This window comes from Shinella sp. NM-101 (genome assembly GCF_021401195.1).
Classification (GTDB): domain Bacteria; phylum Pseudomonadota; class Alphaproteobacteria; order Rhizobiales; family Rhizobiaceae; genus Shinella.
Genome location: NZ_JACBFT010000002.1, coordinates 150,856 through 177,612 on the forward strand (window position 1 = coordinate 150,856; position 26,757 = coordinate 177,612).

Annotated in this window: 23 protein-coding genes and 1 riboswitch; of the genes, 9 read left to right on the forward strand and 14 right to left on the reverse strand. The window is 66.4% G+C overall.

From position 1 onward, the window contains the following. Window positions 1-6: 6 nt before the first annotated feature. Both L0976_RS04575 and L0976_RS04580 read right to left on the reverse strand, forming a co-directional pair. On the reverse strand, window positions 7-1,008 hold the full coding sequence (locus tag L0976_RS04575; protein WP_234186320.1) for a Gfo/Idh/MocA family protein: 1,002 nt from the start codon (window positions 1,006-1,008) through the stop codon (window positions 7-9). Beyond that, window positions 1,005-2,045, reverse strand: a complete 1,041-nt coding sequence (locus L0976_RS04580) for a LacI family DNA-binding transcriptional regulator (protein WP_234186321.1) — start codon at window positions 2,043-2,045, stop codon at window positions 1,005-1,007. The genes L0976_RS04575 and L0976_RS04580 overlap by 4 nt, the downstream gene beginning before the upstream one ends. Before the next feature lie 667 nt (window positions 2,046-2,712). Between L0976_RS04580 and L0976_RS04585 the strand changes: the two genes are divergently transcribed. Beyond that, entirely contained in the window at window positions 2,713-3,879 is a 1,167-nt protein-coding gene (locus L0976_RS04585) for a dihydrodipicolinate synthase family protein (RefSeq protein WP_234186322.1), read from the forward strand. 80 nt (window positions 3,880-3,959) lie between these two features. Next, a complete protein-coding gene (gene ung, locus L0976_RS04590) occupies window positions 3,960-4,655 on the forward strand; it encodes a uracil-DNA glycosylase (RefSeq protein ID WP_234186323.1) in 696 nt (231 codons plus the stop codon). Between the two features lie 194 nt (window positions 4,656-4,849). On the opposite strand, the gene L0976_RS04595 is transcribed toward ung, so the two are convergent. The 6 genes from L0976_RS04595 to L0976_RS04620 form a co-directional block, all read right to left on the reverse strand. Further along, window positions 4,850-5,800, reverse strand: coding sequence for a nucleoside hydrolase (locus L0976_RS04595; RefSeq protein WP_234186324.1), 951 nt, complete (start codon window positions 5,798-5,800; stop codon window positions 4,850-4,852). Window positions 5,801-5,842: 42 nt separating this feature from the next. Further along, the gene (locus tag L0976_RS04600) at window positions 5,843-7,078 is read right to left on the reverse strand and encodes an FAD-binding oxidoreductase (RefSeq protein ID WP_234186325.1); all 1,236 of its coding nucleotides are present in this window, start codon (window positions 7,076-7,078) and stop codon (window positions 5,843-5,845) included. A 104-nt stretch (window positions 7,079-7,182) separates the two neighbouring features. After that, the gene (locus tag L0976_RS04605; protein ID WP_234186326.1) at window positions 7,183-8,025 is read right to left on the reverse strand and encodes a metal ABC transporter permease; all 843 of its coding nucleotides are present in this window, start codon (window positions 8,023-8,025) and stop codon (window positions 7,183-7,185) included. Beyond that, complete coding sequence (locus L0976_RS04610) at window positions 8,022-8,894, reverse strand: metal ABC transporter permease (RefSeq protein ID WP_370643577.1); 873 nt, start codon at window positions 8,892-8,894, stop codon at window positions 8,022-8,024. The genes L0976_RS04605 and L0976_RS04610 overlap by 4 nt, the downstream gene beginning before the upstream one ends. Next, window positions 8,891-9,751: a manganese/iron ABC transporter ATP-binding protein gene (locus tag L0976_RS04615; protein WP_370576938.1), complete on the reverse strand. Its 861-nt coding sequence runs from the start codon at window positions 9,749-9,751 to the stop codon at window positions 8,891-8,893. The genes L0976_RS04610 and L0976_RS04615 overlap by 4 nt, the downstream gene beginning before the upstream one ends. Next, complete coding sequence (locus tag L0976_RS04620) at window positions 9,748-10,638, reverse strand: metal ABC transporter substrate-binding protein (protein WP_234186327.1); 891 nt, start codon at window positions 10,636-10,638, stop codon at window positions 9,748-9,750. Before L0976_RS04620 ends, L0976_RS04615 begins: the two co-directional genes overlap by 4 nt. A 210-nt stretch (window positions 10,639-10,848) precedes the next feature. On the opposite strand from L0976_RS04620, the gene L0976_RS04625 reads away from it, so the two are divergent. The 3 genes from L0976_RS04625 to L0976_RS04635 all read left to right on the forward strand — a co-directional run bounded on the left by L0976_RS04625 (window position 10,849) and on the right by L0976_RS04635 (window position 14,290). Next, window positions 10,849-11,529, forward strand: coding sequence for a hypothetical protein (locus L0976_RS04625; RefSeq protein WP_234186328.1), 681 nt, complete (start codon window positions 10,849-10,851; stop codon window positions 11,527-11,529). 138 nt (window positions 11,530-11,667) lie between these two features. Then, entirely contained in the window at window positions 11,668-13,782 is a 2,115-nt protein-coding gene (gene glyS, locus L0976_RS04630) for a glycine--tRNA ligase subunit beta (RefSeq protein WP_234186329.1), read from the forward strand. A gap of 13 nt (window positions 13,783-13,795) precedes the next feature. After that, entirely contained in the window at window positions 13,796-14,290 is a 495-nt protein-coding gene (locus tag L0976_RS04635) for a DUF523 domain-containing protein (protein WP_234186330.1), read from the forward strand. Between the two features lie 100 nt (window positions 14,291-14,390). Here L0976_RS04635 and L0976_RS04640 read toward each other — a convergent pair whose 3' ends face one another. Further along, on the reverse strand, window positions 14,391-14,855 hold the full coding sequence (locus L0976_RS04640; protein WP_234186331.1) for a plant virulence effector HPE1-like domain-containing protein: 465 nt from the start codon (window positions 14,853-14,855) through the stop codon (window positions 14,391-14,393). Window positions 14,856-14,960: 105 nt separating this feature from the next. Beyond that, window positions 14,961-16,232 carry a phosphoribosylamine--glycine ligase gene (purD, locus tag L0976_RS04645; protein ID WP_234186332.1) on the reverse strand — a complete coding sequence of 424 codons (1,272 nt, stop codon included), beginning with the start codon at window positions 16,230-16,232 and terminating at the stop codon, window positions 14,961-14,963. Window positions 16,233-16,415: 183 nt separating this feature from the next. Here purD and ubiA point away from each other — a divergent pair, with 183 nt between their 5' ends. After that, window positions 16,416-17,369, forward strand: coding sequence for a 4-hydroxybenzoate octaprenyltransferase (gene ubiA / locus L0976_RS04650; protein ID WP_234186333.1), 954 nt, complete (start codon window positions 16,416-16,418; stop codon window positions 17,367-17,369). 65 nt (window positions 17,370-17,434) lie between these two features. Here the strand turns inward: ubiA and L0976_RS04655 are convergent, their stop codons facing one another. Next, the gene (locus L0976_RS04655) at window positions 17,435-17,998 is read right to left on the reverse strand and encodes a DUF6101 family protein (protein WP_234186334.1); all 564 of its coding nucleotides are present in this window, start codon (window positions 17,996-17,998) and stop codon (window positions 17,435-17,437) included. A 290-nt stretch (window positions 17,999-18,288) separates the two neighbouring features. On the opposite strand from L0976_RS04655, the gene L0976_RS04660 reads away from it, so the two are divergent. Then, the gene (locus L0976_RS04660) at window positions 18,289-20,613 is read left to right on the forward strand and encodes a DUF1217 domain-containing protein (protein ID WP_234186335.1); all 2,325 of its coding nucleotides are present in this window, start codon (window positions 18,289-18,291) and stop codon (window positions 20,611-20,613) included. Here the strand turns inward: L0976_RS04660 and L0976_RS04665 are convergent, their stop codons facing one another. Beyond that, a complete protein-coding gene (locus tag L0976_RS04665; RefSeq protein ID WP_234186336.1) occupies window positions 20,614-22,044 on the reverse strand; it encodes an FAD-binding oxidoreductase in 1,431 nt (476 codons plus the stop codon). A 12-nt stretch (window positions 22,045-22,056) separates the two neighbouring features. Beyond that, window positions 22,057-23,031, reverse strand: a complete 975-nt coding sequence (locus L0976_RS04670) for an L-threonylcarbamoyladenylate synthase (RefSeq protein ID WP_234186337.1) — start codon at window positions 23,029-23,031, stop codon at window positions 22,057-22,059. 151 nt (window positions 23,032-23,182) lie between these two features. Here L0976_RS04670 and L0976_RS04675 point away from each other — a divergent pair, with 151 nt between their 5' ends. After that, window positions 23,183-24,247 carry a diguanylate cyclase domain-containing protein gene (locus tag L0976_RS04675; protein WP_234186338.1) on the forward strand — a complete coding sequence of 355 codons (1,065 nt, stop codon included), beginning with the start codon at window positions 23,183-23,185 and terminating at the stop codon, window positions 24,245-24,247. A gap of 7 nt (window positions 24,248-24,254) precedes the next feature. Here L0976_RS04675 and L0976_RS04680 read toward each other — a convergent pair whose 3' ends face one another. Then, window positions 24,255-24,860 carry a DUF6656 family protein gene (locus L0976_RS04680; RefSeq protein WP_234186339.1) on the reverse strand — a complete coding sequence of 202 codons (606 nt, stop codon included), beginning with the start codon at window positions 24,858-24,860 and terminating at the stop codon, window positions 24,255-24,257. A gap of 298 nt (window positions 24,861-25,158) precedes the next feature. After that, window positions 25,159-25,405, forward strand: a riboswitch (cobalamin riboswitch). A gap of 107 nt (window positions 25,406-25,512) precedes the next feature. Between L0976_RS04680 and L0976_RS04685 the strand changes: the two genes are divergently transcribed. Beyond that, the gene (locus L0976_RS04685) at window positions 25,513-26,757 is read left to right on the forward strand and encodes an aromatic ring-hydroxylating dioxygenase subunit alpha (protein ID WP_234186340.1); all 1,245 of its coding nucleotides are present in this window, start codon (window positions 25,513-25,515) and stop codon (window positions 26,755-26,757) included.

Here is a 26,757-nt window from a genome sequence, read left to right on the forward strand (position 1 = left end):
GATGGTCTAGAATCCGGTTTCGATGCGGACGGTCCTGCCCGTGCGGGCCGCCTCAACGACGGCAAGGCCCGTTGCCAGCGACCAGATGCCGTCCTCGCCCGTGGCGGATGGCCGGCCCTTGCCGGCGACGGCGGCGTGGAAGGCGGAAAGGGCGGTTTCGTAGAGGTTCCTGTGGTCGAGCGGCAGGTCATGTTCGCCGCTCGCATCGCGGAGCGTCACGGTGCCGGCGGCGCGCTGCGTCATCACGTTGCGGCCGATCAGCGAGCCGTCGGTGCCGTGCACCTCAAGGCCCGTCTCGGCGAATTTGGTGGTGAAGCCGTCGTGGAACTGGGCGATGACGCCGTTCTCGAAGCGCAGCACGCCCATCGCGGCGTCCTCCAGCCCGGCCTTGCCCATGCCGCCGGCCTGCGCGAAGGCGATGGCATCCACCGGGTCGCTGTCGAGCACGAAGCGCAGCGTGTCGGCATCGTGCACGGTGATGTCGAGGATCACGCCGCCGCCGGCTTCCGGCTTGTCGAGCCGCCAGCCTTGCAGGTGGGGCGGCAGGTAGACGGCGTGGAAGACGCGGGCGGCAAGCGGCGTGCCGATGCGGCCGGCCTTGATCGCCTCGCGCATCGCCCGGTGCGTGGCGGCATTGCGCAGGTGATGGTTGGTCGCCATGACGACGCCGGCATCCTTCGCGGCCTGCACCATGGCGCGGGCATCCTCCAGCGCCATGGCGAGCGGCTTTTCGCAGAGGATGTGCTTGCCGGCCTTCGCGGCGGCGAGCGCCTGGTCACGGTGCAGCTCGTTGGTGGTGGAGATGTAGACGGCGTCGACCTCCGGATCGTTCACCAGCGCATCGAGCGTCGTCACCGCTTTGGCGATGCCCTGCTCGGCCGCATAGGTCTTGCCGCGCTCGGCGCTGGTGCTCATCACCGAGACGACCTCGCCACCCGTCGCGCGGATCGCGCTTATCACCCATTCCTTCGCGATCGTGCTCGCGCCGATCAGTCCCCATCGCGTCATGCCGACATCCTCCTCGTCTTCTGGCCGGCGCCGCAGCTCTGGCGCACGACGAGGCGCACGGAGCTGACGATGGCCTCGGGCTCCACCCGGCCCGCATTGATCTGTTTCAAGAGAAGCTGCGCCGCCCGCCGGCCCATGCCCTGCGGATCGACGGACACCGTCGTCAGCGCCGGCACGGCGGTCTCGGCCTCGATCACGTCGTCGAAGCCGACCACGCCGAAATCGCGGCCGGGCTCCTTGCCGGCGGCCCGCAGCCCGTCGCAGACACCGAAGGCCGCCGCATCGTTGAAGCAGAGCGCCGCCGTCGGCTGGTTCGCTAGCAGCAGGGCACGCTCGATGGCCGCGACGCCGCCGGCGCGCGAGGCCGTCGTGCCGATGACCAGCGCATCCGGCGCTTCCAGGCCCGCTTCGGCAAGCGCATCGCGCCAGCCCTGCACGCGTTCGGCAAAGACCGTCGTGTTGGCAATGCCGCCGAGGAAGGCGATGCGGCTGTGGCCGAGCGAAACGAGATGGCGAACCGCATCCTTCGCGCCGGCATAATTGTCGGAAAGAAGCGAGGAGATCTTCGCGCCTATCACGTTGCGCACCACGGCGACGACGGGAATGCCGCTCGCCGCGAGCGGCTTCAGGTCCGCCGCTTCCGTGCCGCGGGCGGGCGAGAGGATCAGGCCGGAAATGCCGTGTTCGCGCATGGAGGCGATGACCTCGCGCTGGCGGTCGACGCTTTCTGCGGAATTCGACAGGAACTGCACGTAGCCGGCCGACTGCATGACCATGTCCATGCCGACCGCCAGCTCAGCGAAGAAGGAGTTGGTAAGGTCGTTGACGATGATGCCGATGATTCGCGAGGAGGCCGACTGGCGCAGGTTCGCCGCGCCGCGATTGTAGACATAGCCGAGCTCGCGGATGACCGCGTTTACTTTGGCGCGCGTCGCCTCGTTGACGAGCGGGCTTGCCTGCAGGACGAGCGAAACGGTCGACTTCGACACGCCGGCGGCGCGCGCAATATCGACGACGGTCACTCGGCTCTTGTTCACGATCATCCTCCGGCGCGGGGTACTGTTGCCCGCTTGTTGGCGGGTAATTAATTGGATCGTTCCAAATTTGTCAAGCGCGATGTTGGAGGATTGACGGGTGGCGTGCCGCATCTGCGATTGCCTCTCCGCTCTCCAAGCTTGCTTTCGATCTCCGCTCTTCTCCTGTCATCCTGTTTTTACCCTTGCCTTCCATCCGGCACTCCCTCTCTGTCGTCATGGTCGGGCTTGACCCGGCCATCCACGCCGCATCCAAGAGCCGGCTGCGGTGGATCCTCGGCTCAAGGCCGAGGATGACGGCGGAGGGGTGGGAGGCTGAGGGCGGGAAGCGTCGCCAATGCTGTGGATACAGGCCGGAAGGGCCTCTTGGCGGCTAGAGAGAGTGGCGGTCTCGATAGGACCGGCGATCGGGGAAGCTCGTATGGCTGGAAAGGTGAGGAGAGGAAGGGGCGAGGGGTAAGAGGTGAGAGGTAAGAGTTGAGGGCTGGGGAGCTGAACGCTTGTCGGGAGGGGGGCTTCCGGACTTCGGGTAATCCAATCGAACTGGCGGCGTCAGGCCGCCGCCCCGGCATATCAAGTGCCGCCCCACGCCGAACATTCTCCCTCAAAATCACTCTTGAAATTTGGAACGATCTAAATTATTGCCCTTCAAAACCCTCGGGAGGACTCCATGTCGATCAGCCTTTCCCTGCCGCGTGCCGATGGTGGCATCGAAGCCTATGGGCTCGTGGGCACGCCGACGGAGCGGCCCGCCGCTGCGCCGCGCTTCAACCGTATCGCCTATGCCGCGGCCCATGTGGTTTCCGATCCGCGCCGCGATGCGCGGCCGTGGGAGGCGCCGGCTGTCGACTGGGAACGGACGATGGCCTTCCGGCATCACCTCTGGTCGCTGGGCTTCCGTATCGCCGAGGCGATGGATACCGCGCAGCGCGGGATGGGGCTGGACTGGGCCGGCGCGCAGGAGCTGATCCGCCGCTCGCTGGCGGAGGCGAAGACGGTGCCGGGCGTGGACCTTGCCTGCGGCGCGGGCACGGATCATCTCGATCCCGCTGCCGCCCGTTCGCTGGACGATGTCGTCGGGGCCTATGAGGAGCAGGTCGGCTTCGTGGAGAAGCATGGCGGGCGCGCGATCATGATGGCGAGCCGGGCGCTTGCCCGCATCGCCGAGTCGCCGGACGATTACCGCAAGGTCTATGGCCGTATTCTCGGCCAGGCGAAGGACAAGGTCGTGCTGCACTGGCTCGGCGATATGTTCGATCCGCAACTCAAAGGCTATTGGGGCTCGGACGCCTTCGGGCCGGCGCTCGATGCGGTGCTCTCGATCATCGAGGAGAACCGCGACAAGGTCGAGGGCATCAAGATTTCCCTGCTCGACAATGCCTGCGAGGTGGCGCTGCGCGACCGGCTGCCGGAGGGCGTGCTCTGCTTCACCGGCGACGATTTCAACTATGCCGAGCTGATCGAGGGCGACGGGCGCAAATACAGCCATGCGCTGCTCGGCATCTTCGACGCGGTCGCGCCGCAGGCGTCGAAGGCGCTCGCCTCGCTTGCCGCCGGCGATGTCGCGACCTTCCGTGCGGTCATCGAGCCGACCGTGCCGTTGTCGCGCAAGATCTTCGAGGCGCCGACGCAGTATTACAAGGCGGGCGTCGTCTTCCTCGCTTGGCTGAACGGCCATCAGGATCATTTCACCATGCCGGCCGGCATGCAGTCCGCCCGCGGCGTCCTGCACTATGCCGATGTCTTCCGCCTTGCCGACCGGGCGAATGTGCTCGACAGGCCGGAGCTTGCCGCCGCGCGCATGAAGAGCCTCATGGCGGTGCTGGGCGTCGCCTGAGATTAGCTGTGGATGACCGTTTGTTCGGCCGGTCCTTTCCGCCGTGCGGCGCTAAACTCTTCCTCCCGAAGGAGAGGACGATGGCAGCGACGGACATAAAGATCGAAGAGAGCTGGAAGGCGCCGCTCGCGGCGGAATTCTCCAGCCCCTACATGGCCGCGCTGAAGAGCTTCCTTTTGGAGCAGAAGCAGGAGGGCCGGCGCATCTTCCCGAAGGGAGCGGAATATTTCCGCGCGCTCGACCTGACGCCGCTCGACGAGGTGCGCGTTGTCATCCTCGGGCAGGATCCCTATCACGGCGAGGGGCAGGCGCATGGCCTGTGCTTCTCCGTGCAGCCGGGCGTGCGCATCCCGCCGTCGCTCGTCAATATCTACAAGGAATTGCAGGACGATCTCGGCATTCCGCCGGCCCGCCATGGATTCCTGGAGCATTGGGCGCGGCAGGGCGTGCTGCTGCTCAACAGCGTGCTGACGGTGGAGATGGGCCGCGCGGCCTCGCATCAGGGGCGCGGCTGGGAGCGCTTCACGGATGCGGTCATCCGCGCCGTCAACGAGCAGGAAAAGCCCGTCGTCTTCATCCTCTGGGGCTCCTATGCCCAGAAGAAGGCGGCGTTTGTCGACAAGAGCCGCCATCTCGTGCTGCGCTCGCCGCATCCCTCGCCGCTGTCGGCGCATAACGGCTTCTTCGGCACGCGGCCTTTTTCCAAGGCGAACGAATTTCTCGTCAGGCACGGCCGCACGCCGATCGACTGGCAATTGCCGGCGACGGCGGGCTGACGGGGCAGGGCTATACCGCAGGGGCTGCCCCTCATCCCCCTGCCGGGACCTTCTCCCCGCAAGCGGGGAGAAGGGGGTGTTGCAACGGTTTCCTCAAACCATCATGAAGGCGGGAAGCCCGTGCCTCCAGCGCTCCTCGCTCCGCAGCCAAGGAGAGGATGCCGGCAGGCAGGTGAGGGGCGGCTACGTCCGCTTTACCGCACCAGCGTCTCGTCCAGCAGGGCCATCACCTTTTCCGCATCGATGCCGATGCAGGCGTGCTGGCTCGGCAGGCCGTCCCAGTTGCCGGGCGGGAAGCTGCGGGCGTCGGGCTTCTGGATGGTCTGCCCGTCGGCGATGCCGCCGGCGACGACGCGGATCGCGCCGGGGCGCTTAGTGAAGAGGTCCGGCGCGACGAGGTAGATGCAGGCGCAGCTATCGTGCACCACCATGCCTTCGTCCTTCACGTGTTGGCCGTAGAAGTCGATGTAGAACTGCGAGATGTCGGAGAGCAGCTTGAGGTGCCGGCCGTTCTGTGCGGTGAGCTCGGCGAGGCGCTTGCGGGTCATCACGGTCTTCATCGTCACGTCGAGGCCGACGACGACGACCTTCCACGGCGCGGTCATCACCACGTCGGCGGCCTCCGGGTCGCCGTGGATATTGGCTTCGGCGGCGGGGGTGATGTTGCCAGGCACGTCGAAGGCGCCACCCATGATGATGACCTGTTTCACGAGGCCGGCGATCTCGGGGTCTTCCTTCAGCGCATAGGCAAGGTTCGACATGCGACCGACGGCGATCAGCGTCACCTCGCCCGGATTGGCCCTGACGCTCTGGATGATGAAGCGGTGCGCCGGGCGCGGATCGACGGGCAGGTCGATCGTCTCCGGCACGTCGATATTGCCGAGCCCGTCATGGCCGTGGATCATCACCGGCCAGTCGGTGGGGTTGCGCATCGGGTTGTAGGTCTTGCCCTCGCCGCGGGCGACCGGGGCGGCAATGCCCCATTCGCGCTTGAGGAACAGCGCGTTGCGCGTCGTCGTCTCGATGGCGGCATTGCCGAAGACGGTGGTGATGCCGATGAGGTCGATTTCCGGATGGTTGTGCAGGAACAGCAGCGCCATGGCGTCGTCGACGCCGGGATCCGTGTCAAAGATAACCTTGTGCATGGTCGGTCTCTTTCTTTTGTTGTTGTTATGGAGATCGCGCGTCTACTGGAATCGGGCGATGGAGAAGGGGGCGAGCGCGCCATCGTCCTCGCCGGAAAGGAGGCGTGCGACGTGGCGGCCGGTCGTCGCCGCGAGCGTCAGGCCGAGATGGCCGTGGCCGAAGGCGAAGGCGATGCGCGGATCGCGGGGATGCAGGCCGATGACCGGCAGCGTATCGGGCGTCGAGGGGCGCCGGCCCATCCACTCCGTGCCGCCCTCTTCCTGGAGGTCGGGCACGTAGCGGCGCATCTTGCGGCGCATGGCGGCGGCGCGCTTGTAGTTGGCGGGCGCGTCGGGCGAAGCGAGCTCCACCGCGCCGCCGATGCGCAGGGCATTTTCGAAGGGCGTGGCGACGAAGCCGTGCTCGGAGAAGAAGACCGGCATTTCCAGCATGGTCGAAGGGTTCATGAAGGTCGTGTTGTAGCCGCGCTCGGTTTCCAGCAGCACCTTCAGCCCGAGATCGGCGACGAAACGGCGCGACCAGACGCCCGATGTGATCGCCAGCCTGTCGAAGGTGAATTCCCGGCCGCCTTCCGTGCGCACGAGGATGCCGCCCTGCGCCTGCGCCACCGAGGAGACCGTGGCGTCGAGAAGCGTCGCGCGCTCGCGCAGCGAAGCCTGCAGCCGGCGCAGGAAGGTCAGCGGATATTCGAAGGTCTTGTAGCCGTCGCTGAAGATCGCGCCGGCAAAGGCGCCCTGCAGGGCCGGCACGCGGCGGCGCGCTTCCTCCGCATCGAGGCTCTCGACATTGCAGCCGATCAGCACGGCGTTCTCCGCCTCGTGGGCGAAAGCCTTGTCGCGGGCCGGAAGGCTGTCGAAGACCGTCAGCGCGCCGGTGTCGCGGATGTGGCCGGAGATGCCGGCGAATTCGCCGAGCCGCACATGGTCGGCCTCCGCGGTCCGCATGAGATAGAGCATGGCCGCGCGGCTTGCCGCCGCCCTGCCGGGGCGGGCCGACAGCAGGAAGCGGATGAGCCAGGGCGCGAGCGCCGGCAGGTCCTGCCAGCGCACGGTGAGCGGACCGAGCGGATCGAGCAGCCATTTCGGCACGGACAGCAGCATGTCCGGCCGGGCGAGCGGATCGATCTCGGGTGTCGCCAGGATGCCCGCATTGCCGACCGAGGCCGGCAGGCCGCCCGCATCCCGCTCGAGGATCGTGACGCTGTGGCCCTGTTCCATGAGATTGAGCGCTGTGGCGCAGCCGATGAGGCCGCCGCCGACGATACCGATATGCGCCATGCCGTCCCGTTGCCGTTTGTCGATCGTTGCGGCCGAAGCAGGCCGGTCGCGGCGGACGATAGACGGAAACCCGACGGCTGTCGACCGAGTGTGGCGCGGCCCGTTCAGGTCTCCTGCGCGGGCCTGCGGCTTTCCAGCATGCGCCGCAGGAAGGCGAAGACGAAGAGGATGGACATCAGCAGCACGATGGTCGGGGCCGGCGCGCTGTCGATCATGAAGCTCAGCCAGATGCCGAGGAAGGAGGCGCCGAGCGCAACAGCGACGGCGACCATCAGCATGCTCGGAAAGCGGCGGGTGAGAAGGGCTGCGATGGCGCCGGGCGCGACCAGCATGGCGACCGCGAGGATGATGCCGACCGCCTTCAGCGCGCCGACCACGACGAGAGAGAGCACGGCGAGCAGGCCGTAATGCAGCAGCTTCACCGGCAGGCCGATGGCCGAGGCGTGCTGCCGGTCGAAGGCCTGCACTAGGAGGTCCTTGCGGAAGAGAAGAATGAAGGCCGCCGAGGCGCTGGCGATGGCCGTCGTCTCCAGGAGGTCGGCGGTGCTAATGCCGAGCATGTCGCCGAAGAGGATATGGTCGAGGTGGATGTCCGGCTGGATCTTCACATAGAGCACGACGCCGAGCGCGAACATGCCGGAAAAGACGATGCCGAGGATCGTGTCCTCCTTCACCCGACTGTTGTCCTTGAGATAGCCGGCGGCGAGCGCGCAGAAGAGGCCCGCGACGAAGGCGCCGGCCGCGAAGGGCAGGCCCAGGACATAGGCGATGACGACGCCGGGAAGGACCGCATGGGAGACCGCGTCGCCCATCAGCGACCACCCCTTCAGCACGAGGTAGCAGGAGAGCAGCGCCATCGGCACGGATATGATCAGCGTCACCAGGAAGGCATTCTGCATGAAGGCGAGCTGGAAGGGCAGGAGGGCGAGTTCAAGCGTTTCGTTCATGGCGTGCCGGCCTCCGGGGCCTCAAGCGCCCGCCTTCCCCTGCGGCGGGCGGCGATGATGCCGTGCTTCGGGGCGAAGACGAAGGCGAGGAGGAAGATCGCCGTCTGCAGCACGACGATGATGCCGCCGGTCGCGCCGTCGAGGAAATAGGAGAGATAGGCGCCGAAAAGGCTCGTGCCGGCCCCGAGCGCGGCGGCGATGACGATGAGGCGCTGGAAGCGGTCGGTGAGGAGATAGGCGGTCGCGCCCGGCGTCACCACCATGGCGACGACGAGGAAGGCGCCGACCGTCTGCATGGCCGCGACCGTCGAGGCGCTGAGGAGGGTGAAGAACAGGATCTTCAGGCCCGACGGGTTGAGGCCGATGGAGCGGGCATGGTTTTCGTCGAAGAACGTCACCATCAGGTCCTTCCATTTCACGATGAGGACGACCAGCGTGACGGCGCCGATGATCGCGAGCTGGATCGTATCCTCGCGCGTCACGGCAAGGATGTTGCCGAGCACGATGGTCTGGATGTTCACCGGCGTCGGCGAGAGCGAGACCATGAAGAGGCCGAGGCCGAAGAAGGAGGAGAAGATCATGCCGATGATCGCGTCTTCCTTGAGCTGAGTCTGGCGGTTGAGGAAGAGCATGGCGGCGGCGGCGAGTCCGCCGGACAGGAAGGCGCCGGCCGCGAAGGGCAGGCCCAGCATATAGGCGCCGGCGACACCCGGCACGATGGAATGGGAGAGCGCGTCGCCGATCAGCGACCAGCCCTTGAGCATCAGGTAGGCGGAGAGGAAGCCGCAGATGCAGCCGACCAGCGCGCTCACCCACATGGCGTTGACCATGTAGCCGTAGGTGAAGGGTTCCAGCAGCGCGTCGATCACCGCTTCTCCTCCTCACTGTATATGACGAAGGGGCGCTCGTCGTCGGTGATGACCTTGATCGAGCGCCGATCCTCATCGTCGTGGAGATCGCGTCCGCCAAGGATGAAGTGGCGCAGCACGCCGCCAAAGGCGCGCTCCAGATTGGCCTCGGTGAAGGTCTCCGCCGTCGGGCCGGAGGCGATGACCGTGCCCTTGACGAAGACCGTGCGGTCGCAGAAGTCGGGCACGCTGCCGAGATTGTGGGTGGAGACGAGCATGACGCGGCCTTCATCGCGCAGCTTGCCGAGCAGCTCGATGATCTGTTCCTCGGTGTTGACGTCGACCCCGGTGAAGGGCTCGTCGAGCAGGATCACCTGCCCCTCCTGCGCCAGCGCCCGGGCGAGGAAGACGCGCTTCCTCTGCCCGCCCGAGAGTTCGCCGATCTGGCGCTTGCGGTAGCCGGCCATGTTGACGCGCGAGAGCGCCTCGTCGACCATCTCGTGGTCGCGCTTCGTCGGGATGCGCAGCCAGTTCATGTGGCCGTAGCGGCCCATCATCACCACGTCCTCGACGAGCACGGGGAAGGTCCAGTCGACCTCCTCGGCCTGCGGCACATAGGCGACGAGGTTCTTCTTGAGTGCCTCACGCACGGAAAGGCCGAGGATCGTCACCTTGCCGGTGGCGACGGGCACGAAGCCCATGATGGCCTTGAAGAGCGTGGACTTGCCCGCGCCGTTGACGCCGACCAGCGCGGTGATCGTGCCCTTCGGCACCGAGAAGCTGGCATGGCGCAGCGCCGTGAGACCGTTGCGGTAGGTGACGGTCACGTCCTCGGCGATAATACCCGCGACCGTCTTCGGCTTGCCGCCCATCATCATTGCGAAAGGCCTTTCACGATGGTCTCGGAGGTCACGCGCAGGAGGTCGAGGTAGGTCGGCACGGGGCCGTCCGCCTCGCTCAGCGAGTCGACATAGAGGACGCCGCCATAGGTCGCGCCGGTTTCTGCCGCCACCTGCCTGGCCGGGTCGGCGGAAACGGTGCTTTCGCTGAAGACGACATGGATATTGTGCTCGCGCACCGCGTCGATCACCGCCTTCACCTGCTTGGGCGTGCCCTGCTGGTCGGCGTTGATCGGCCAGAGGAAGAGCTCCTTGAGGCCGAAATCGCGGGCGAGATAGGAGAAGGCGCCCTCGCTGGTGACGAGCCAGCGCTTTTCCTCCGGCAGCGCGCCGATCTTGGCCTTCATCTCTTCGCCCAGAGCTTTGATCTTCTCGCCATAGGCCTTGGCGTTGGCGTCGTAGGTCGCGGCGTTGGCCGGGTCGAGCGCGCCGAGCGCCTTGCGGATGTTCTCGACATAGATCAGCGCATTGTCCGGCGACATCCAGGCATGCGGGTTCGGCTTGCCCTCGTAGGGGCCATCCACGATGCTCATCGGCGTAACGCCGTCGCTGACCGTGACGTTCGGTACGTCGCCGAGATTGGCGAGGAACTTCTCGAACCAGAGTTCGAGGTTGAGGCCGTTCCACAGGACGAGCCTGGCGTCCTGCGCCTTGAGGATGTCGCGCGGCGTCGGCTGGTAGTTGTGGATCTCCGCGCCAGGCTTGGTGATCGATTCCACCGTGGCCGCATCGCCCGCCACATTCGCCGCGATGTCGGCGATGATGGTGAAGGTCGTCACCACCTTGGCCTTTTCCTGGGCGAGGGCCGGGGCGGCCGACAGGAGCGGCAGGCTTAAGAGGAGGGCGGCAAGGGAGCGGAGGATCATCGGCTTTCCTGATCTGCTTTTGCGAATGAGTTGCAATAAACTATAGGGCTGTTTTGAAGTCTGTCAACGCAATTGCAAATCATTCGCAAAAACGGATTGAAATCGAACGTTCCGTTTAAAACTTCCGAAACGCCCGGCAGTTAGAGTGCGGTATGTTCGCGCGATCTCGGCGCGCTCCCTGTTCTGCGTTCAAAGAGAAGTTTCACGCCCGTGAAGTTCCTGCCGACCTCGTTCCGCCTGTCCCGGAAGCTTCTGATCATCGCTGCCGGTGTCATGGTCCTGACCGGTGCCTCGGGCGCCGCGGCGATCTTTGTCGGGCGCGACGTGCTTCTGGGGCCTTCGTCGGAAAAGGTCTCCGGCGCGGCCTGCACGACGGTGACGACCGTGCGCCTCGAGCAGGACGGCCAGCATTGGCTGCGCAGATATGTCCGCTCGGACGCCAAGGACGGCGAGGTGCGCATCAAGACGGCGCTGCGCATCGCCGGCGCCGTTTCAAACGCCGAGGAGGCCGATCTCTACCAGGTGATCCTCGTCGACGCCGCCGGCCCCGAATACAGGGCCGACATGCGCGGCCGGGCCATTGGCGCCGAAGTGCTGTTCGCCCGCGATCCTGCCGCCGTTCCGGGCATGACGGCACCCTTCGTCGCCCGCTACACGGACGGCTCGCCGGCCGCCAACGGCGAGTTCTACGGCGAGCGCAAGGAACTCTCGCTCGACGAGATCAAGACCATCGTCACCTCCATGAAGGACCGCGAGGATTGCATCGATCCGAACGCGACCGAGACGGCGAAGTCCGGCCATGGCGAGGCCAAGGAGGAAGGCGGCCATGCCGCCGAGGGCGAGCACGCCGCCGCCGAACCCAGCCACGAGGTCGCCGCCAGCGGCCATTGACCCGCGCCTGCGCGGGCCGGACGGCATATTTGCCGTTGTACAGCACCGCCTAACTTTGCTAGCAGAGGCGACGATTTTCACCCCATACCGGCACCGTGTGCCGACCCTTCCCCGCAGGGAAGGGTGAGGAAAGTTGACATGCCCGATCTGCTGCTTGAACTCCGCTCCGAGGAAATCCCCGCCCGCATGCAGCGCAAGGCGGCCGGCGACCTGAAAAAGCTCGTCACCGATGCGCTGGTCGAGGCGGGCCTGACCTATGAGGGCGCGCGCGAATACTGGACGCCGCGCCGGCTGACGCTCGACATCCGCGGCCTCAATGCCCGCTCGGCCGACATCCGCGAGGAGCGCAGGGGCCCGCGCACGGATGCGAACGAGAAGGCCATCGAAGGCTTCCTGCGCGGCGCCGGCCTTTCCTCGATTTCCGAAGCGCATGTGCACAGCGATCCGAAGAAGGGCGATTTCTACGTTGCCCATATCGTCAAGCCGGGCCGTCCCGCCGACGAGATCATCGCCGAGGCGATGCCGGGCATCGTGCGCAACTTCCCCTGGCCGAAGTCGATGCGCTGGGGCGCGGCGTCGGCAAGGCCGGGCGCGCTGCGCTGGGTGCGCCCGCTGCAATCGATCCTCTGCACCTTCGGCTCGGAGACCGAGGAGACGCGCGTCGTGCCCTTCGAGGTCGACGGCATCGTCGCGGGCAACGTCACCTACGGCCACCGCTTCCATGCGCCCGAGGCCATCACCGTGCGCCGTTTCGAGGACTATGTCGCCAATCTGGAGAAGGCGAAGGTGGTGCTCGACGCCGAGCGCCGCAAGCAGATCATCGCGACGGACGCCAACAACACCGCTTTTGCGAGCGGCCTCGAACTGGTCGAGGACGAGGGCCTGCTGGAGGAGGTCTGCGGCCTCGTCGAATGGCCGCAGGTGCTGATGGGCACGTTCGAGGAGGAGTTCCTGGCGATCCCCTCCGAGATCATCCGCCTGACCATCAAGACCAACCAGAAGTGTTTCGTCACCCGCAAGCCGGGTGGCGACACGCTGTCCAACCATTTCGTCCTCGTCTCCAACATCGAGGCGAAGGACGGCGGCCGGGAGATCGTGCATGGCAACGGCAAGGTGGTGCGCGCGCGCCTTTCCGATGCCAAGCATTTCTGGCTGCGCGACCAGGGCGACCTGCCGGATCTCGGCACGCTGAAGGCGTCGGCCGAGAAATTCAGCCTCGATCTTGGAAAGCCGCTCGACCAGCGCATGGCCAAGCTCGATGCGCTCGACGTCACCTTCCATGCGAAACTCGGAACGCAGGGCGAGCGCGTCGCGCGCATTCGCCGGCTTGCCGCCGAGCTTGCCAAGGTCACCGGCGCCGATGCCGCCCTCGTCGACCGCGCCGTGGTGCTTGCGAAGGCGGACCTTCGCACGGAAGCCGTCGGCGAATTCCCCGAACTGCAGGGCATCATGGGCCGCAAATATGCGGCTCTGCAGGGCGAGGACGCCGCCGTCGCCGAGGCGATCGAGGACCACTACAAGCCGCAGGGGCCCTCCGACCGCGTGCCGGCCGGCAAGGTGGGCCTCACCGTGGCGCTCGCCGACAAGCTCGACACGCTGATCGGCTTCTGGGCCATCGACGAGAAGCCGACCGGCTCGAAGGACCCCTATGCGCTGCGCCGCGCCGCGCTCGGCGTCATTCGCATGCTGCTCGAAAAGAACATCCGCCTGCCGCTTCTCTCGGTCGTGAAGGACCCGGACCTCATCGCCTTCTTCCACGACCGGCTCAAGGTCTATCTTCGCGACATGGGTGCGCGCCACGATCTCATCGATGCGGTGCTGACGCCGGAGGCCGACGATTTGCTAATGGTCGCCCGCCGCGTGGAAGCGCTGACGGCGTTCATCACCTCCGAAGACGGCCAGAACCTTCTTTCCGGCACCCGGCGCGCGACGCAGCTTCTTGCGGCGGAGGAAAAGAAGGGCACCGTCGTCGAGGGCGCGGTCTCGGCCGGCCTCCTGCTGCTCGACGCGGAGAAGACGCTTCACGCCGCGGTGGACGCGGCTTCGAAGGATGCCGCCGCTGCCGTCGCGAAGGAAGACTTCCGCTCCGCGATGGCGGCGCTGTCGACGCTTCGCGCGCCGGTCGACCGGTTCTTCAACGACGTCCTCGTCAACGACGAGGACCCGGCCATCCGCGCCAACCGCCTCGCGCTGCTTGCCGCCATTCGCGCGGCGACCGGGACGGTCGCCGACTTCTCCCGGATCGCGGGGTGAGGGACGGGCGCTGATGGCCGGCAGGATCCTCATCAGCGCCTGCCTTGCGGGCCTGCCGGTCCGCTACAACGGATCGGCAAAGCCGCTCATGCATCCGGCCGTCGAGCGCTGGAAGGCCGAGGGACGGCTGGTGACGCTGTGCCCGGAGCTTGCCGGCGGCTTCCAGGTGCCGCGGCCGCCCGCGGAGATCGAGAACGGCCTCGACGGCGACGACGTGCTCGACGGACGGGCACGCGTGCTGGAGATTTCCGGCGGTGACGTCTCGGCCGCCTATATCGAGGGCGCGCGCATTGCGCTCGCCGTGGCGCGCGAGAACGGCTGCCGGCACGCGCTGCTGATCGACGGCAGCCCGTCCTGCGGTTCCGGTTTCGTCTATGACGGCAGTTTCTCCGGCGCGCGCCATGCCGGACAGGGCGTGACGGCGGCCCTGCTGCGGCGAAACGGCATCGCCGTCTATTCGGACCGCGAGGTCGACCGGCTCGTCGGCGACATGGGGGAGACCGGCTGATACGCGTGCGCCCCTGCTTGAGGTCAGGGGCGCAAACGTCCGCTTTCGCGGATTCCTGTCAGCCTGGAGGGACTGAGAGGCAGGGCCTCTCAATATGGGCTCAGTTGAGCCGGAGTTCAAACGTTGCCGGATCAAACTCCCGTGAAGACGCCATCGCGGCCGTCCGGGCGTCCTGCACCGCGCTCTCGCCGAGCGCGCTGGTCTTGGCGCCCGCATCGACGGTGACCGCGTTGCCGTCCTCGGCTTTTTCCGCGGTGGCGGCTTCGACCGTTCCGGGCACCGCCTTGCTGACGAAGAGCACGGGGGACCCGCCCATCCAGGCCTCCGTCCGGTAGATCTTGCGCTCGCCGTTCTCTTCCCGGATCTCCACCTTCTGCGTGCCGGGGGCGATGGCGTCGACATGGTATGTCGCGGCTTTCAGCTTCGGCTTCAGCGCCGGGCAGTCGTCGCAGCGTATCGCCTCGATACTGCCGGCCGAGGTGGTGCCGGCGACGGGATGGATCGAATCCGCAAGGGCCGGGGCGGCGAGAAGCATGAAAGCAATGGTCGGCAGCAGGCTACGCATCGACGGAACTCCCTCATCGTTGGGAGAAGACTAACGCCCGTCGGTTACGGTCCCGTCAGGGGAAATGGTAAAATTTGAGCAAACGGCGTTTTTCGCCGGCTGCGGTCAGGCCTTTTCGCGGGCCACGGCGCGCCAGCCGATGTCGCGGCGGCAGAAGCCGTTGTCCCATACCACCCGGTCGAGCGCCGCATAGGCCGCTCTTTGCGCCTCGCCGACCGTCGGCGCCACGGCGGTGACGTTCAGCACGCGCCCGCCGGTCGCGACCAGCTTGCCGTCCTTCAGGGCCGTGCCGGCATGGAACACTTTGGTGGCGGCGTCGTCGGCCGGCAGCGAAAGGATCGGCGTGTTCTTTTCGTAAGCGCCCGGATAACCCTTCGAGGCCATGACGACGGTGAGGGCCGGCGCATCGCGCCACGCGGCCGTCACCTTGTCGAGCCGGCCGACCGCGGCGGCGTGCAGGATCGGCAGGAGGTCGCTTTCGAGCCGCATCATCAGTACCTGGCATTCCGGATCGCCGAAACGCACGTTGTACTCGATGAGCTCGGGACCCTTGACGGTGATCATCAGGCCGGCGAAGAGGACGCCCTGGAAGGGATGGCCGTCCGCCGCCATGCCGCGGATCGTCGGCTCGATGATCTCCCTCATCGTGCGCTCGACCATGCCGGGCGTCATGACGGGCGCCGGCGAATAGGCGCCCATGCCGCCGGTGTTCGGGCCGGTATCGCCGTCGCCGACGCGCTTGTGATCCTGTGCGGAGGCGAGCGGCAGCGCGTTCACGCCGTCGCACAGGCAGAAGAAGCTCGCCTCCTCGCCGTCGAGGAAGGCTTCCACGACCACTTCCGCACCGGCCGCGCCGAAGGCGCCGTCGAAGCAGTCGTCGACGGCGGCGAGCGCCTCGTCGAGCGTCATGGCGACGGTCACGCCCTTGCCGGCGGCAAGCCCGTCCGCCTTGATGACGATCGGGGCGCCCTCGGCCTCGATATAGGCCCTGGCGGAGGCGGCGTCTGTGAAGCGTCGATAGGCGCCGGTCGGGATGTCGTACTTGGCGCACAGGTCCTTGGTGAAGCCCTTGGAGCCCTCGAGCCGGGCGGCGGCGGCCGAGGGGCCGAAGACGGCGATGCCGTCGGCGCGCAGCACGTCGGCAAGGCCGGCGACCAGCGGCGCCTCGGGGCCGACGACGACGAAGGAGACGCCGTTCTGACGGCAGAAGGCCGAGACGGCGGCATGGTCCTCGACGTCGAGGGAGACCAGCGTCGCGCATTCGGCGATGCCGGGATTGCCGGGTGCGGCGTAGAGCGTGCCGAGAAGGGGGGATTGCGCGAGTTTCCAGGCAAGGGCGTGCTCGCGTCCGCCCGATCCGATCAACAGAACCTTCATGCCCGTACCCTCGACCTGATGCTTGTTGCTGGCGGGTTAAGGGGACGGGGCCGAAAGGTCAAGGGCCGGTAGCGGCATGAGGGGCAGGCCCGGATCTGCCACGACGCCTTCTCGCCGAACCGAATCGCCTCCGCGACCCGCGCGCCGGCTTGACCCGCGCGTGGCCGCTTGCGATCTAGGTGCATGATCAGCACCCCTTCCGATTCCGGCCGCGTCTCCGACGCGCCTTCCGACAACTGGGTCTACCGCGTCCTGCCGCGCGGGGCCTGGCCCTATGCGCAGCTTGCCCGCTGGGACCGGCCGATCGGCTGGCAGCTCCTGATGTGGCCCTGCTTCTGGTCGGCGGCGCTGGCGGCCAATGTCGGGGCGGCGGCCGGCAGCTTCGACTGGCCGCGGTTCCTCTTGCATCTCTTCCTGTTCTTCATCGGTTCGGTCGCCATGCGCGGGGCCGGCTGCACCTATAACGACCTCGTCGACCACGATATCGACCAGGCCGTGGCGCGCACCCGCTCGCGCCCGCTGCCGTCGGGCCGCATCACGCGCCGCCAGGCGAAAATTTTCCTCGCTCTGCAGGCGCTCGCCGGCCTTGTCGTCCTCCTGCAGTTTAATCTCTTCTCCATCGGGCTCGGCGTCGCCTCGCTGCTGATCGTCGCGATCTATCCCTTCGCCAAGCGCTTCACCGACTGGCCGCAGTTCTTCCTCGGCATGGCCTTTTCCTGGGGGGCGCTGATGGGCTGGGCGGCGGCGTTCGGCACGCTCGCGCTGGCGCCGGTCGCGCTCTACATCGCCGCCATCGCCTGGACCATCGGCTACGACACGATCTACGCCCACCAGGACAAGGAGGACGACGCACTGATCGGCGTGCGCTCCACCGCGCGCCTGTTCGGCGAAAAGACGCGGCAATGGCTAATCGGCCTCTACGGCCTGACGGTGGCGCTCATCGCGCTGTCCTTCTGGCTTGCCGGCGTCGGCGTGATCGCCTGGCTCGGCCTTGCCGCAGCCGCGCTGATGCTCGCCTGGCAGATCCGGTCGCTCGACATCGACGATCCGGTGCAGTGCCTCGCGCTGTTCAAGTTCAACCACGTCGTCGGCTTTGCCATCTTCCTCGCGCTGGCGATTGCCATTCCCTTCGCCTGAGCCGGACGCGGAAAAGCCGGCCGCAGGGACGGCCGGCTTTCCGAGGTCAGACGTTCATCGCAGGCTCAACGGCGGGCGATGATTTCCCGGCCGTCGATCTTCATCTGGACGCCGAGCTTGCCCGTCGTGCGGCGCACGAGGAAGCGCGGGCGGCGGTCCGCGAAATAGGAGTGGCGGCGGCGCTGCCTGGCGGGGCGGCTGCCGACGGTCAGGCTGTCGTCGAGCGGGCGGGCGATGCCGTCGGCTTCCACCATCAGCATGGGGATGCGGTAGGCGTCGGCCCAGCTTCGCCAGTCGGCGGCGATGTCGCACAGATCGTGCGCCACCAGAAGCGGGATGCACAGGTCCGGATCGTCGTGATGCAGTTCCAGCGTAACCGTCACGTCGCCGTTGCCGTGGTCGATGGCGCGGGCGGCAACGCCCTTGAAGGCGCGGGCCGGCAGCGCGATGGAGAGCGGCAGGCCACTGGAGGGGAGGACCTTGCGCAGCACGGCGCCGCGCTCGTCGAGGGTGATCGTGGCGTCGGTTCCCTCCGTGCGCAGCTCAAAGGTCACCTGCTGCGGAAAGCGCCTGGGATCGAGCCGGAGCGTGGTGTCGGCCCAAGCCGGCTTGGAAACGGTATTCAGCATGTCTTTCGCCCTTGTTTTCCTTGAGAGCCGTGTCCGGTCTTCTCATCGGGACTTTGCGTCCTCTGTGGGGGAGAATAGGCGCACCCCCTTCCACGCCGCTTAAAAATTGCGGTTAAGAAAACTTTGCAGTTCCTGATGGTTAGCAAAACCGAACGGGCTAGGGTTTAGGAGACGTGAACGCCGCGAGCGCCTTTGCCGAAGGAGAGCCGACAGGCCGGGACAAGCCTCGCGCGCGACAATGCCGGCGATCGGCCTGCGCGCGGCCGGTGACCGGAAGGAACGGGTTCTCCATGCTGTCGACCTATACGAGCTACAACCTCATCTCGAAGGACATGCTGAAGTCGCTGGACCGCACGGCGGCGGAGACGAGCAATGCGCGCGAGGCCGAGTACTACAAGGAGAACATCGGCAAGGTCGGCTCGGTCGACGCGTTTCTCGATGACTACCGGCTCTATTCCTATGCCATGAAGGCCTACGGCCTCGACGACATGACCTATGCCAAGGCCTTCATGCGCAAGGTGCTGGACAGCGACCTGACCGACGCCAACAGCTTTGCCAACAAGCTGTCCGACGAGCGCTACCGCAACTTCGCCAGCGCCTTCAGCTTTTCCGCCTCGACCGCAACGCCCCAGACGGAAACCCAGCTCGACGAGATCATCGGGCTGTATTCCGCCACGGCCGCCAATGCCGGCTCGGCGATCAAGGAGGAGACGCGCTACTACAATATCGTCATCGACACGGTGACGAGCGCCGATCAGCTCCTCAACAACGACCGTCTGCGCAACTATGTGTTCACGGCCTTCGGCATCGATCCGAACACCTATTCGCGCACGGTGGTGCGCGGCGTCCTCGGCAGCGATCCCGACGATCCGGGCAGCTATTTCAACACCACGTTCGGCGTGCGCGCCGAAGAGGCAGCCACGGCGATCGAGGCGGCCAATGCGGAGCTGGCCGGCCTTCCCTCCAACGATGCCAACAAGGCACGGATCGCCGAACTCAGGGCGGAAATCACACGGCAGAACGCGGTCATCGCCAATGCCCAGAAGTATCGCGCGCTGGCGGAGGCCTACAGCTTTGCCAGCGACGGGACGGCGACGGCCGGCACCGTGCAGGATGCGGCGCAGAAGGCGGGCACGAACCAGCTCTACACGCTCTCCAATCCGCGCGTGACGTCCGAGGCGGCGCTGATGAACAAGGACTATTTCGAGAGTCGCATCGGAAGCATCACGACGGCGCACGAACTCGTCAGCGATCCCCGCCTCCTGAACTACATCAAGGTCGCCTTCGACCTCAACAAGGCGTCCGTCGTCAGCTCCACGATCTCCAATATCCTGACGAGCGACCCCGACCCGAACGACGCGACGAGCTACATCAACCTCTTCGGCGGCGCCGACAAGGCGAAGTACGTCGCGCTGCGCGCCGCCTTCAACTTCCAGGAGGACGGCTCGCTTGCGGCCGGCGACACGGCGCAGACGGCCGCACAGACCGCCGCTGCCGCCCGCGGTTACATGGTCCACTACAACGACAAGGACGACGATGCGGACGCGACCGCCGTCAAGCGGTTCAAGAGCCAGATCGGTGCGGTCAAGTCGGTGCAGGACTTCGTCGGGGAGGCGTCGGTCTACAACTTCGCATTGAAGGCGTTCGGGCTCGATCCTGCCAGCGTCTCTGCCTTCACCGTCAAGAGAGTGCTCAAGAGCGACCTCAACGATCCCAGGAGCTATGTGTACCAGCTCAAGGACGACCGCTTCGTCCAGCTTGCCAAGGCGTTCAATTTCGGTGCGGACGGCAATATCACCGCGCCGAAGCTGGCGCAGTCGGAATCCGAGATCCTCGTCATGTCGCGCGCCTATGTGACGGCGAAATCCCGTTTCGGGACGAAGGACGACAAGGCGAAGGCTGAGGAAGAGGCGAAATATTACGCCACGCAGATCCAACGGGTCGAAACGACCAAGGAATTCCTCTCCGATGAGCGTCTCGTCTCCTTCGTGCTGACGGCGAACGGCATCGATCCGAAGAGCGTCGATCCGGTCTTCATGGAGAAGATCTTCGCGTCCGACCTCGACGACCCCAAGAGTTTCGTGAACCGGCAGGCGGACCGCGGCTTCCGCAAGATCGTCGCCTCGTTCAACTTCAACGCCGAGGGCAAGATCAAGCAGCCGGACGATGCCGAGATCCAGTCGCGCCGCGGCATCTACGAGACGATCGACAGCCATGTGCGCCAGATGCTGGAGGAGGAGGCGGGCAACGACAATGCCGGCGTGCGCCTTGCACTCTATTTCGAACGCAAGGCCGCGACGATCACGACCCCCTACGACATCCTTGCCGACGACGCGCTCTTCGAGGTCTTCAAGGTGGTCTACCAGCTTCCCGACGAGGTGGGCAGCGCGAACATCGACGCCCAGGCCGAAATGATCAAGCGCCATCTCGACCTCAAGGAGTTGCAGGACCCGCAGGCAGTTTCGAAGATGATCGTGAAGTTCTCCGTGCTCTACGACCTGAACAATCAGGCGACCACCGATCCCGCCCTCTCGGTGCTGACGAATTCGGGTTCCTCCGGCATCAGCGCGGACCTCATGATGTCGCTGGCGCAGCTTCGCACCGGCGGGGCCTGATCAACCGGCGACGACCTTGCCGGGATTCATGATCCCTGCGGGGTCGAAAGCGCGCTTGACCCTCCGCATCAGGTCCATCTCGATCGGCTCGCGCACGGCGGCAAGCTCGTCGCGCTTCAACTGCCCGATGCCGTGCTCGGCGGAAATCGAGCCGCCGTATTTCAGCACGATGGCGTGGACGAGATGGTTGATCTCGCGCCAGCGGGCAAGGAACGCCTCCTTGTCGGCGCCGACGGGCTGCGAGATGTTGTAGTGGATGTTGCCGTCGCCCATGTGGCCGAAGGAGCAGATGCGCGCGCCGGGGATCGCCGCCATCACCGCCGCATCCGCTTCCGCCATGAAATCCGGAATGGAGGAGACGGGCACGGAGACGTCGTGCTTGATCGATCCGCCCTCGGGCTTCTGCGCCGGCGACATGCTCTCGCGCATGTGCCACAGGGCCTTGCGCTGTTCCCCGCTTGCGGCGATGACGGCATTTTCCACCAGCCCGGCCTCGATGCCTTCGGCCAGCAGCGCCTCCATCATCCGTGTCGCCGTTTCGGCGGCGTCGGAGGTCGAGATGTCGACCAGCACGTACCAGTCGTGCCGGGTGGCCAGCGGATCGCGCACGCCCGGAATGTTTCGCGTGGTGAAATCGACGCCGAGGCGCGGCATCAGCTCGAAGCCGGTGAGCGCCGTGCCGCAGCGGCTGGAGGCGCGTTCGAAGAGGGCGAGCGCGTCCTTCACCGATTTCAGGCCGGCAAAGGCGACCTCGTGGCCGAGCGGACGGGGAAAGAGCTTCAGCACCGCCCCGGTGATGACGCCGAGCGTGCCTTCCGCGCCGATGAAGAGGTCGCGCAGGTCGTAGCCGGTATTGTCCTTCTTCAGCCGGCGCAGGCCGTTCCAGATTTCGCCGGTCGGCAGCACCACCTCCAGGCCAAGGCACAGATGGCGCATGTTGCCGTATGCGAGCACCGCGGTGCCGCCGGCATTGGTGGAAAGGTTGCCGCCGATCTGGCAGGAGCCTTCCGAGCCGAGCGACAGCGGGAAGAGCCGGTCGACGGCTTCGGCCGCCTTATGGATGTCCGCAAGGACGCAGCCGCCGTCCGCGACGATCACGTTGCCGACCGGGTCGACGTCTCGGATGCGGTTGAGGCGGGAGAGGGAAAGCACGACATCCGCCGCCCCCTCGCGCGGCACGCTGCCGCCGACATGGCCCGTATTGCCGCCCTGCGGCACGATCGCGGTGCGCGTTTCCGTGGCGAGCGCCAGGATCGCCGAGACCTCCTTCACCGAGCCGGGCCGCAGCACCAGCGGAGAGGTGCCGTGGTAGAGCCCGCGGCTCTCGACGAGATAGGGGGCGATGTCCCTGTCGTCGGCGAGGGCATATCCGGGGCCGGTGATGTCCGCGAAGCGGGCGATGAGATCGGGGGTGAGCGTCGCCTTGACCATCGCGCGTTTCTCCTAGCTGCGGGGCGCCGCCGCGCGCTGCAGGCGGTCGTTGATCGCCTCGCCGAGGCCGGTCGTGGGGATCGGCGAAACGGCGATGGAGCGCGCGCCCGCCGCATCCGCCGTCTTCATGTAGCCGAAGAGATTGGCGGCCGCTTCGGCAAGGTTGCCGCTGGGGCTGAGGTCGAGCACCAGCGCGGCCTCGCCTTCTCCGGGAAGCGGCGTGCCGCCGAAACGGATCAGCGCCTCACCGGGTTTCACGTCGCCGGCATCGAGGCGCACCGGGGCGTCGGGCGCATAGTGCGAGGCCAGCATGCCGGGCGCCTCGATCGTTGCGCCCGCCTTGTCGCCGCGCGTGACCGGGCGGCCGATGACGCGCTCGACGTCTGCGGCGTCGAGCCCGCCGGGCCGCAAGAGCCGGATCGTCTCCCCCTCGACCTTGAGGATCGTGGATTCGAGGCCGACGGTCGTGGGGCCGCCGTCGAGCACCAGTTCCAGCCGGTCACCGAAATCCTCGGCGACATGGCGGGCGGTGGTGGGGCTGATGCGGCCGGAGGTGTTGGCGCTGGGGGCTGCGAGCGGCCGGCCGAAGGCGGCGATCAGGCGGCCTGCGATGCCGGTCGGCACGCGGATGCCGACCGTGTCGAGGCCGGCGCGTGCCAGCGGATGGATGGGACTTTCCGGTCGGATCGGCACGATCAGCGTCAGCGGGCCGGGCCAGAAGGCCTCGGCGATCCGGCGCGACAGCGGGTCGAAGACCGCGTGCCTTTCCGCCATGGCAAGATCGGCCATGTGGCAGATCAGCGGATTGAAGCGCGGCCGGCCCTTCATTTCATAGATGCGGGTTATGGCCAGCGGATCGGTGGCGTCGGCGGCAAGGCCGTAGACCGTCTCGGTGGGAATGGCGACGGGCACGCCGCGCGCGAGCGTCTCCACGGCGCGTGCCAGCGCGGCCTCGCCATCCGTCCGGGTATCCACGATATCCGCCATGTCGTCCTTCCGTCTTTCTGCTTCCTTTACAGGGCTTTGGCCGTGGCTGCCAAGACCGCGCGGTTGCCTAAAATTCGAGCGACCGGGTTAGAGGGGCCGAAAGAGCCGCCTGTTATACGGGGGCCAACAGTCCCGCACGCAGGTCCCCATCATGACTCACAGAAAATCCTCGAAAACCGACATCGCCTTGCGGATCGCGATGGCGATGAAGCAGATGGGCATTGACGGCCTGCCGCGCAATTACGAACTGGTCTACGAGGCCTATGCCGGCAGCAATCCGGATCTCGTGCGCGACTTCATCGCGCTCGGCAAATACAAGTCGCAGGCCGCCCTCGACGAACTCGGCCGCAAATACCTGCCCCACCAGCACGAGGCGAGCGTGCTGCAGCGTTCGGCGGGCGCGCTCAGCAGCGAGATGAGCAACTTCATGCACCTGCTCAGCCAGGAGCGCTCCTCGCTCAACGACTACGGCCGCCTGATCGGCGAGGCCTCGCAGGTCATCCGCGATGCCGGACGCCTTGGCGAAGGCGCGCTCGGCAGCTCGCTCGAGGCGCTGCAGCGGGCGACCGAGCAGCGCGTCAACCATGCGGCGGAAATGGCGGAGAAGGTCGCGGCGCAGACCGCCGCCATGGAAAGCATCCAGAAGGAGATGGTGGAGTTCGAGGCGACGAAGTTCATCGACCCGCCGACCAGGCTCGGCAACCGCCGCGCCTTCAACAAGGCGCTCGCCCGCGTCTACGCCAATCCGCAGATGCCGCTGCTGTGCGGCGTGGCGATTGCGGAGGTCGATGCCGAGCGGCGGTTCTCGCCCGGCCAGATCGAGGCGCTGTCGGACCATCTCGTCACCTTCTATGGCGGCCTCATCCGCCAGGCCTTCCCGGCGCAGGACCTTGCCGTGCGCTTCGACGGCCTGCGTTTCGGTTTCCTGTTCAACACCGCGGACGAGGGCGAGGTAACGCGCCTTGTCGATCTCCTGCGCGCGGCCTTCCAGGCGGTGCCGCTGCGTGATCCGCGCACCGGCCGCAATCTCGGCAATCTCACGCTTTCCACCGGCGTGTGCATGACGGACCGGGCCGACAGCGCGCTCGACCTTTCGTCCGCCTGCGAACGGGCGCTGGCGGAGGCGAAGGCGGCGGGGGGCGACCAGATCGTCGTCTACGGCCGCGGCGACGAGGTGCCGGCCGGCAAGGAGTGGATGCTCTACAAGGCTTCGTGAGCCCGCGTCAGAGCGCCTCGATGGCCCTGCGCAGGGTTTCGTTGCGCGCACCGAGCATCAGCACGTTCTTCATGGCGAGCTTCGGGTCGTCCGTGCGGAAGATGACGCCGTTGCCGCGCACCGTCCGGTCGATCGTCAGGCGCCCTTCATCTTCCGCCGGCGCGATGGCGACGGCGAAATACATGCGTCCCGGCTTTTGCGAAATGCCGGCGAAGAACTGTTCCCCGTCGCCGATCTCGGCGAGGAAATTGGCCATGTAGAAGGCCCATTGCACATTGTCGAACTCCGCAAAGCGCGAATTGGCAACCGTGATGTGGCAGTAGCCGAGATGCGGCGTCCCGGCGAGCGTGCGGTGGAAGATCAGCTTCGGGAACTGGATCGAACGGTGGAAGCCGTTGATGCGCTCGTGGGTGACGTTGCCCGCCCGCTCCAGCTTGCGGCCCGTCCGCTCGGCCACCTCCTGGTAGCTGAGATAGCGCTTCTCGTTCGGGCTCCAGCTAAAATTGCGCTCGATGCGGCCGGTGCGCAGGAATTCCGTATGAACGGCGGAGCGCGGCGGGTTCGCGCGCTTGAACGCCACGGCGTCGTAGTATCGGAATTTCGTCTGCTGCACGCTTCGACACCCCGTCCTCGCGCCCGGATTGCCGGAAAGCTTATGAAAACGTCGTTAAGCATTCCTTTCCGTGCGGCTGCCTTCTTTTGCGCGTCACAATCATGGTCGCAATATGACAAGAGACTGATCGCGGATGCGGGCGTGCCGAAAGAATGGGCGGCCTGCCGTGAAAATCGGCATATGTAGTTGAGTTAAGTGGAGAAAACCGGATTCTATCTGTGCTCCATGCTCCGTCTTGACTGTCGTCAAATCAGAATGGCATGTCGTTTTCCGACATGCCGCGCCGCCGCGCTTGCGGTTAGATGGAGACACTCAAGGTGCTGCCCCCGCAGGGGGGTGGAGAATTGGGAAGCCGGTTGAAGTCCGGCGCTGCCCCCGCAACGGTGTTGGAGCAAGGTGCAGCAGCGGCCACTGGACGGGAGGTCTGGGAAGGCGTTGCACCGGTCAGGCAAGGCACGACCCTCGAAGCCGTCCGGCTTCGAAAAGGGAACGGCCCGGCAGGACGCTCCTCAGCCCGGAAACCAGCCTGGAGAAACGATCGTGACTGGCTGCGGCGGGCGGCCGGGAAGCGTGCAGCCCGTGCGGTCTTCCGCCCGGATGCCGTCTCCTCCCGTGCGCCTCGGCCCAAATCTGGATTAGTTGAGGATCCGCCATGGACATCAGCAGCGACGTGCTCCGCAAGCTCAAGAACCGGCGCGAGGGCTACAGCCTCGAGCAGGCCTTCTATATCGACCCCGACCACTACAAGCTCGACCTCGAGACGATCTGGTATCGCGACTGGCTGTTCATCGGCCATGACTGCGAGATCCCGAAGGCCGGCAACTTCTTCACCGTGCAGGTCGGCGATTATCCCGTCGTCATCACCCGCGACCGTTCGGGCACCGTCCGCGCGCTGCACAATTCCTGCCGCCATCGCGGTTCGCGCGTGTGCACGCAGCACAAGGGCACCTCGGCCAAGCTCGTCTGTCCCTACCACCAGTGGACCTACGAGCTCGACGGCTCTCTGCTCTTTGCCCGCCACATGGCGGCGGATTTCGACAAGACGCAGCACAGCTTGAAGCAGATCCACTGCGAGACCGTCGGCGGCTACATCTTCATCTGCCTCGCCGACGAGGCGCCCGACTTTTCCGCCTTCCGTTCGACGGCTGAGCCTTATCTCGCCCGCCACCGCCTCGGAGAGACGAAGGTCGCCTTCGAGAGCACGATCATCGAGAAGGGCAACTGGAAGCTCGTCTGGGAGAACAACCGCGAGTGCTACCACTGCGCCGCAAACCACCCGGAGCTCTGCCGCACCTATCCGGAAGCGCCGAGCGCGACCGGCGTGCAAGGGGCGAAGGACGATCCGGTCATCGCCGCGCATTGGGCGAAGTGCGAGGCCGCGGGCCTGCCGAGCGAATTCCGCATCTCGCCGACCGGCCAGTTCCGCGCTGCCCGCATGCCGCTCATCCAGGATGCGGAGAGCTACACCATGTCCGGCGCGCGCGCGGTGCAGCGCCCGCTCTCCAACGACATGCTGGAAAGCCATGTCGGCACGCTGCTGCTCTTCCACTATCCGACGACGTGGAACCACGTCCTCGCCGACCACGCCATCACCTTCCGCGTGCTGCCGCTCGGCCCGGAACTGACGCAGGTCACGACGAAGTGGCTCGTCAACAAGGATGCGGTCGAGGGCGTCGACTACCGTCTCGACGAACTCACCCATGTCTGGACCGAGACCAACGACCAGGACCGCCGGATCGTCGAGGAAAATGCCTTCGGCATCCGCTCGCCCGCCTACCAGCCCGGCCCCTATTCGGCCGAGGACGAGGGCGGCGTCATGCAGTTCGTCGAATGGTACTCGAACTTCATGATCGAGCGGCTCGACGGCGCCAAGAAGCCGCTTACCAAGGTCGCGTGA

What these genes read in the sequence shown, in the direction of transcription:
- L0976_RS04575 (WP_234186320.1), bottom strand. Translation starts at nt 1,008, where the DNA reads ATGACGCGATGGGGACTGATCGGCGCGAGCACGATCGCGAAGGAATGG.
- L0976_RS04585 (WP_234186322.1), top strand. Translation starts at nt 2,713, where the DNA reads ATGTCGATCAGCCTTTCCCTGCCGCGTGCCGATGGTGGCATCGAAGCC.
- ung (WP_234186323.1), top strand. Translation starts at nt 3,960, where the DNA reads ATGGCAGCGACGGACATAAAGATCGAAGAGAGCTGGAAGGCGCCGCTC.
- L0976_RS04595 (WP_234186324.1), bottom strand. Translation starts at nt 5,800, where the DNA reads ATGCACAAGGTTATCTTTGACACGGATCCCGGCGTCGACGACGCCATG.
- L0976_RS04600 (WP_234186325.1), bottom strand. Translation starts at nt 7,078, where the DNA reads ATGGCGCATATCGGTATCGTCGGCGGCGGCCTCATCGGCTGCGCCACA.
- L0976_RS04605 (WP_234186326.1), bottom strand. Translation starts at nt 8,025, where the DNA reads ATGAACGAAACGCTTGAACTCGCCCTCCTGCCCTTCCAGCTCGCCTTC.
- L0976_RS04615 (WP_370576938.1), bottom strand. Translation starts at nt 9,751, where the DNA reads ATGATGATGGGCGGCAAGCCGAAGACGGTCGCGGGTATTATCGCCGAG.
- L0976_RS04620 (WP_234186327.1), bottom strand. Translation starts at nt 10,638, where the DNA reads ATGATCCTCCGCTCCCTTGCCGCCCTCCTCTTAAGCCTGCCGCTCCTG.
- glyS (WP_234186329.1), top strand. Translation starts at nt 11,668, where the DNA reads ATGCCCGATCTGCTGCTTGAACTCCGCTCCGAGGAAATCCCCGCCCGC.
- L0976_RS04635 (WP_234186330.1), top strand. Translation starts at nt 13,796, where the DNA reads ATGGCCGGCAGGATCCTCATCAGCGCCTGCCTTGCGGGCCTGCCGGTC.
- L0976_RS04640 (WP_234186331.1), bottom strand. Translation starts at nt 14,855, where the DNA reads ATGCGTAGCCTGCTGCCGACCATTGCTTTCATGCTTCTCGCCGCCCCG.
- purD (WP_234186332.1), bottom strand. Translation starts at nt 16,232, where the DNA reads ATGAAGGTTCTGTTGATCGGATCGGGCGGACGCGAGCACGCCCTTGCC.
- ubiA (WP_234186333.1), top strand. Translation starts at nt 16,416, where the DNA reads ATGATCAGCACCCCTTCCGATTCCGGCCGCGTCTCCGACGCGCCTTCC.
- L0976_RS04655 (WP_234186334.1), bottom strand. Translation starts at nt 17,998, where the DNA reads ATGCTGAATACCGTTTCCAAGCCGGCTTGGGCCGACACCACGCTCCGG.
- L0976_RS04660 (WP_234186335.1), top strand. Translation starts at nt 18,289, where the DNA reads ATGCTGTCGACCTATACGAGCTACAACCTCATCTCGAAGGACATGCTG.
- L0976_RS04665 (WP_234186336.1), bottom strand. Translation starts at nt 22,044, where the DNA reads ATGGTCAAGGCGACGCTCACCCCCGATCTCATCGCCCGCTTCGCGGAC.
- L0976_RS04670 (WP_234186337.1), bottom strand. Translation starts at nt 23,031, where the DNA reads ATGGCGGATATCGTGGATACCCGGACGGATGGCGAGGCCGCGCTGGCA.
- L0976_RS04675 (WP_234186338.1), top strand. Translation starts at nt 23,183, where the DNA reads ATGACTCACAGAAAATCCTCGAAAACCGACATCGCCTTGCGGATCGCG.
- L0976_RS04685 (WP_234186340.1), top strand. Translation starts at nt 25,513, where the DNA reads ATGGACATCAGCAGCGACGTGCTCCGCAAGCTCAAGAACCGGCGCGAG.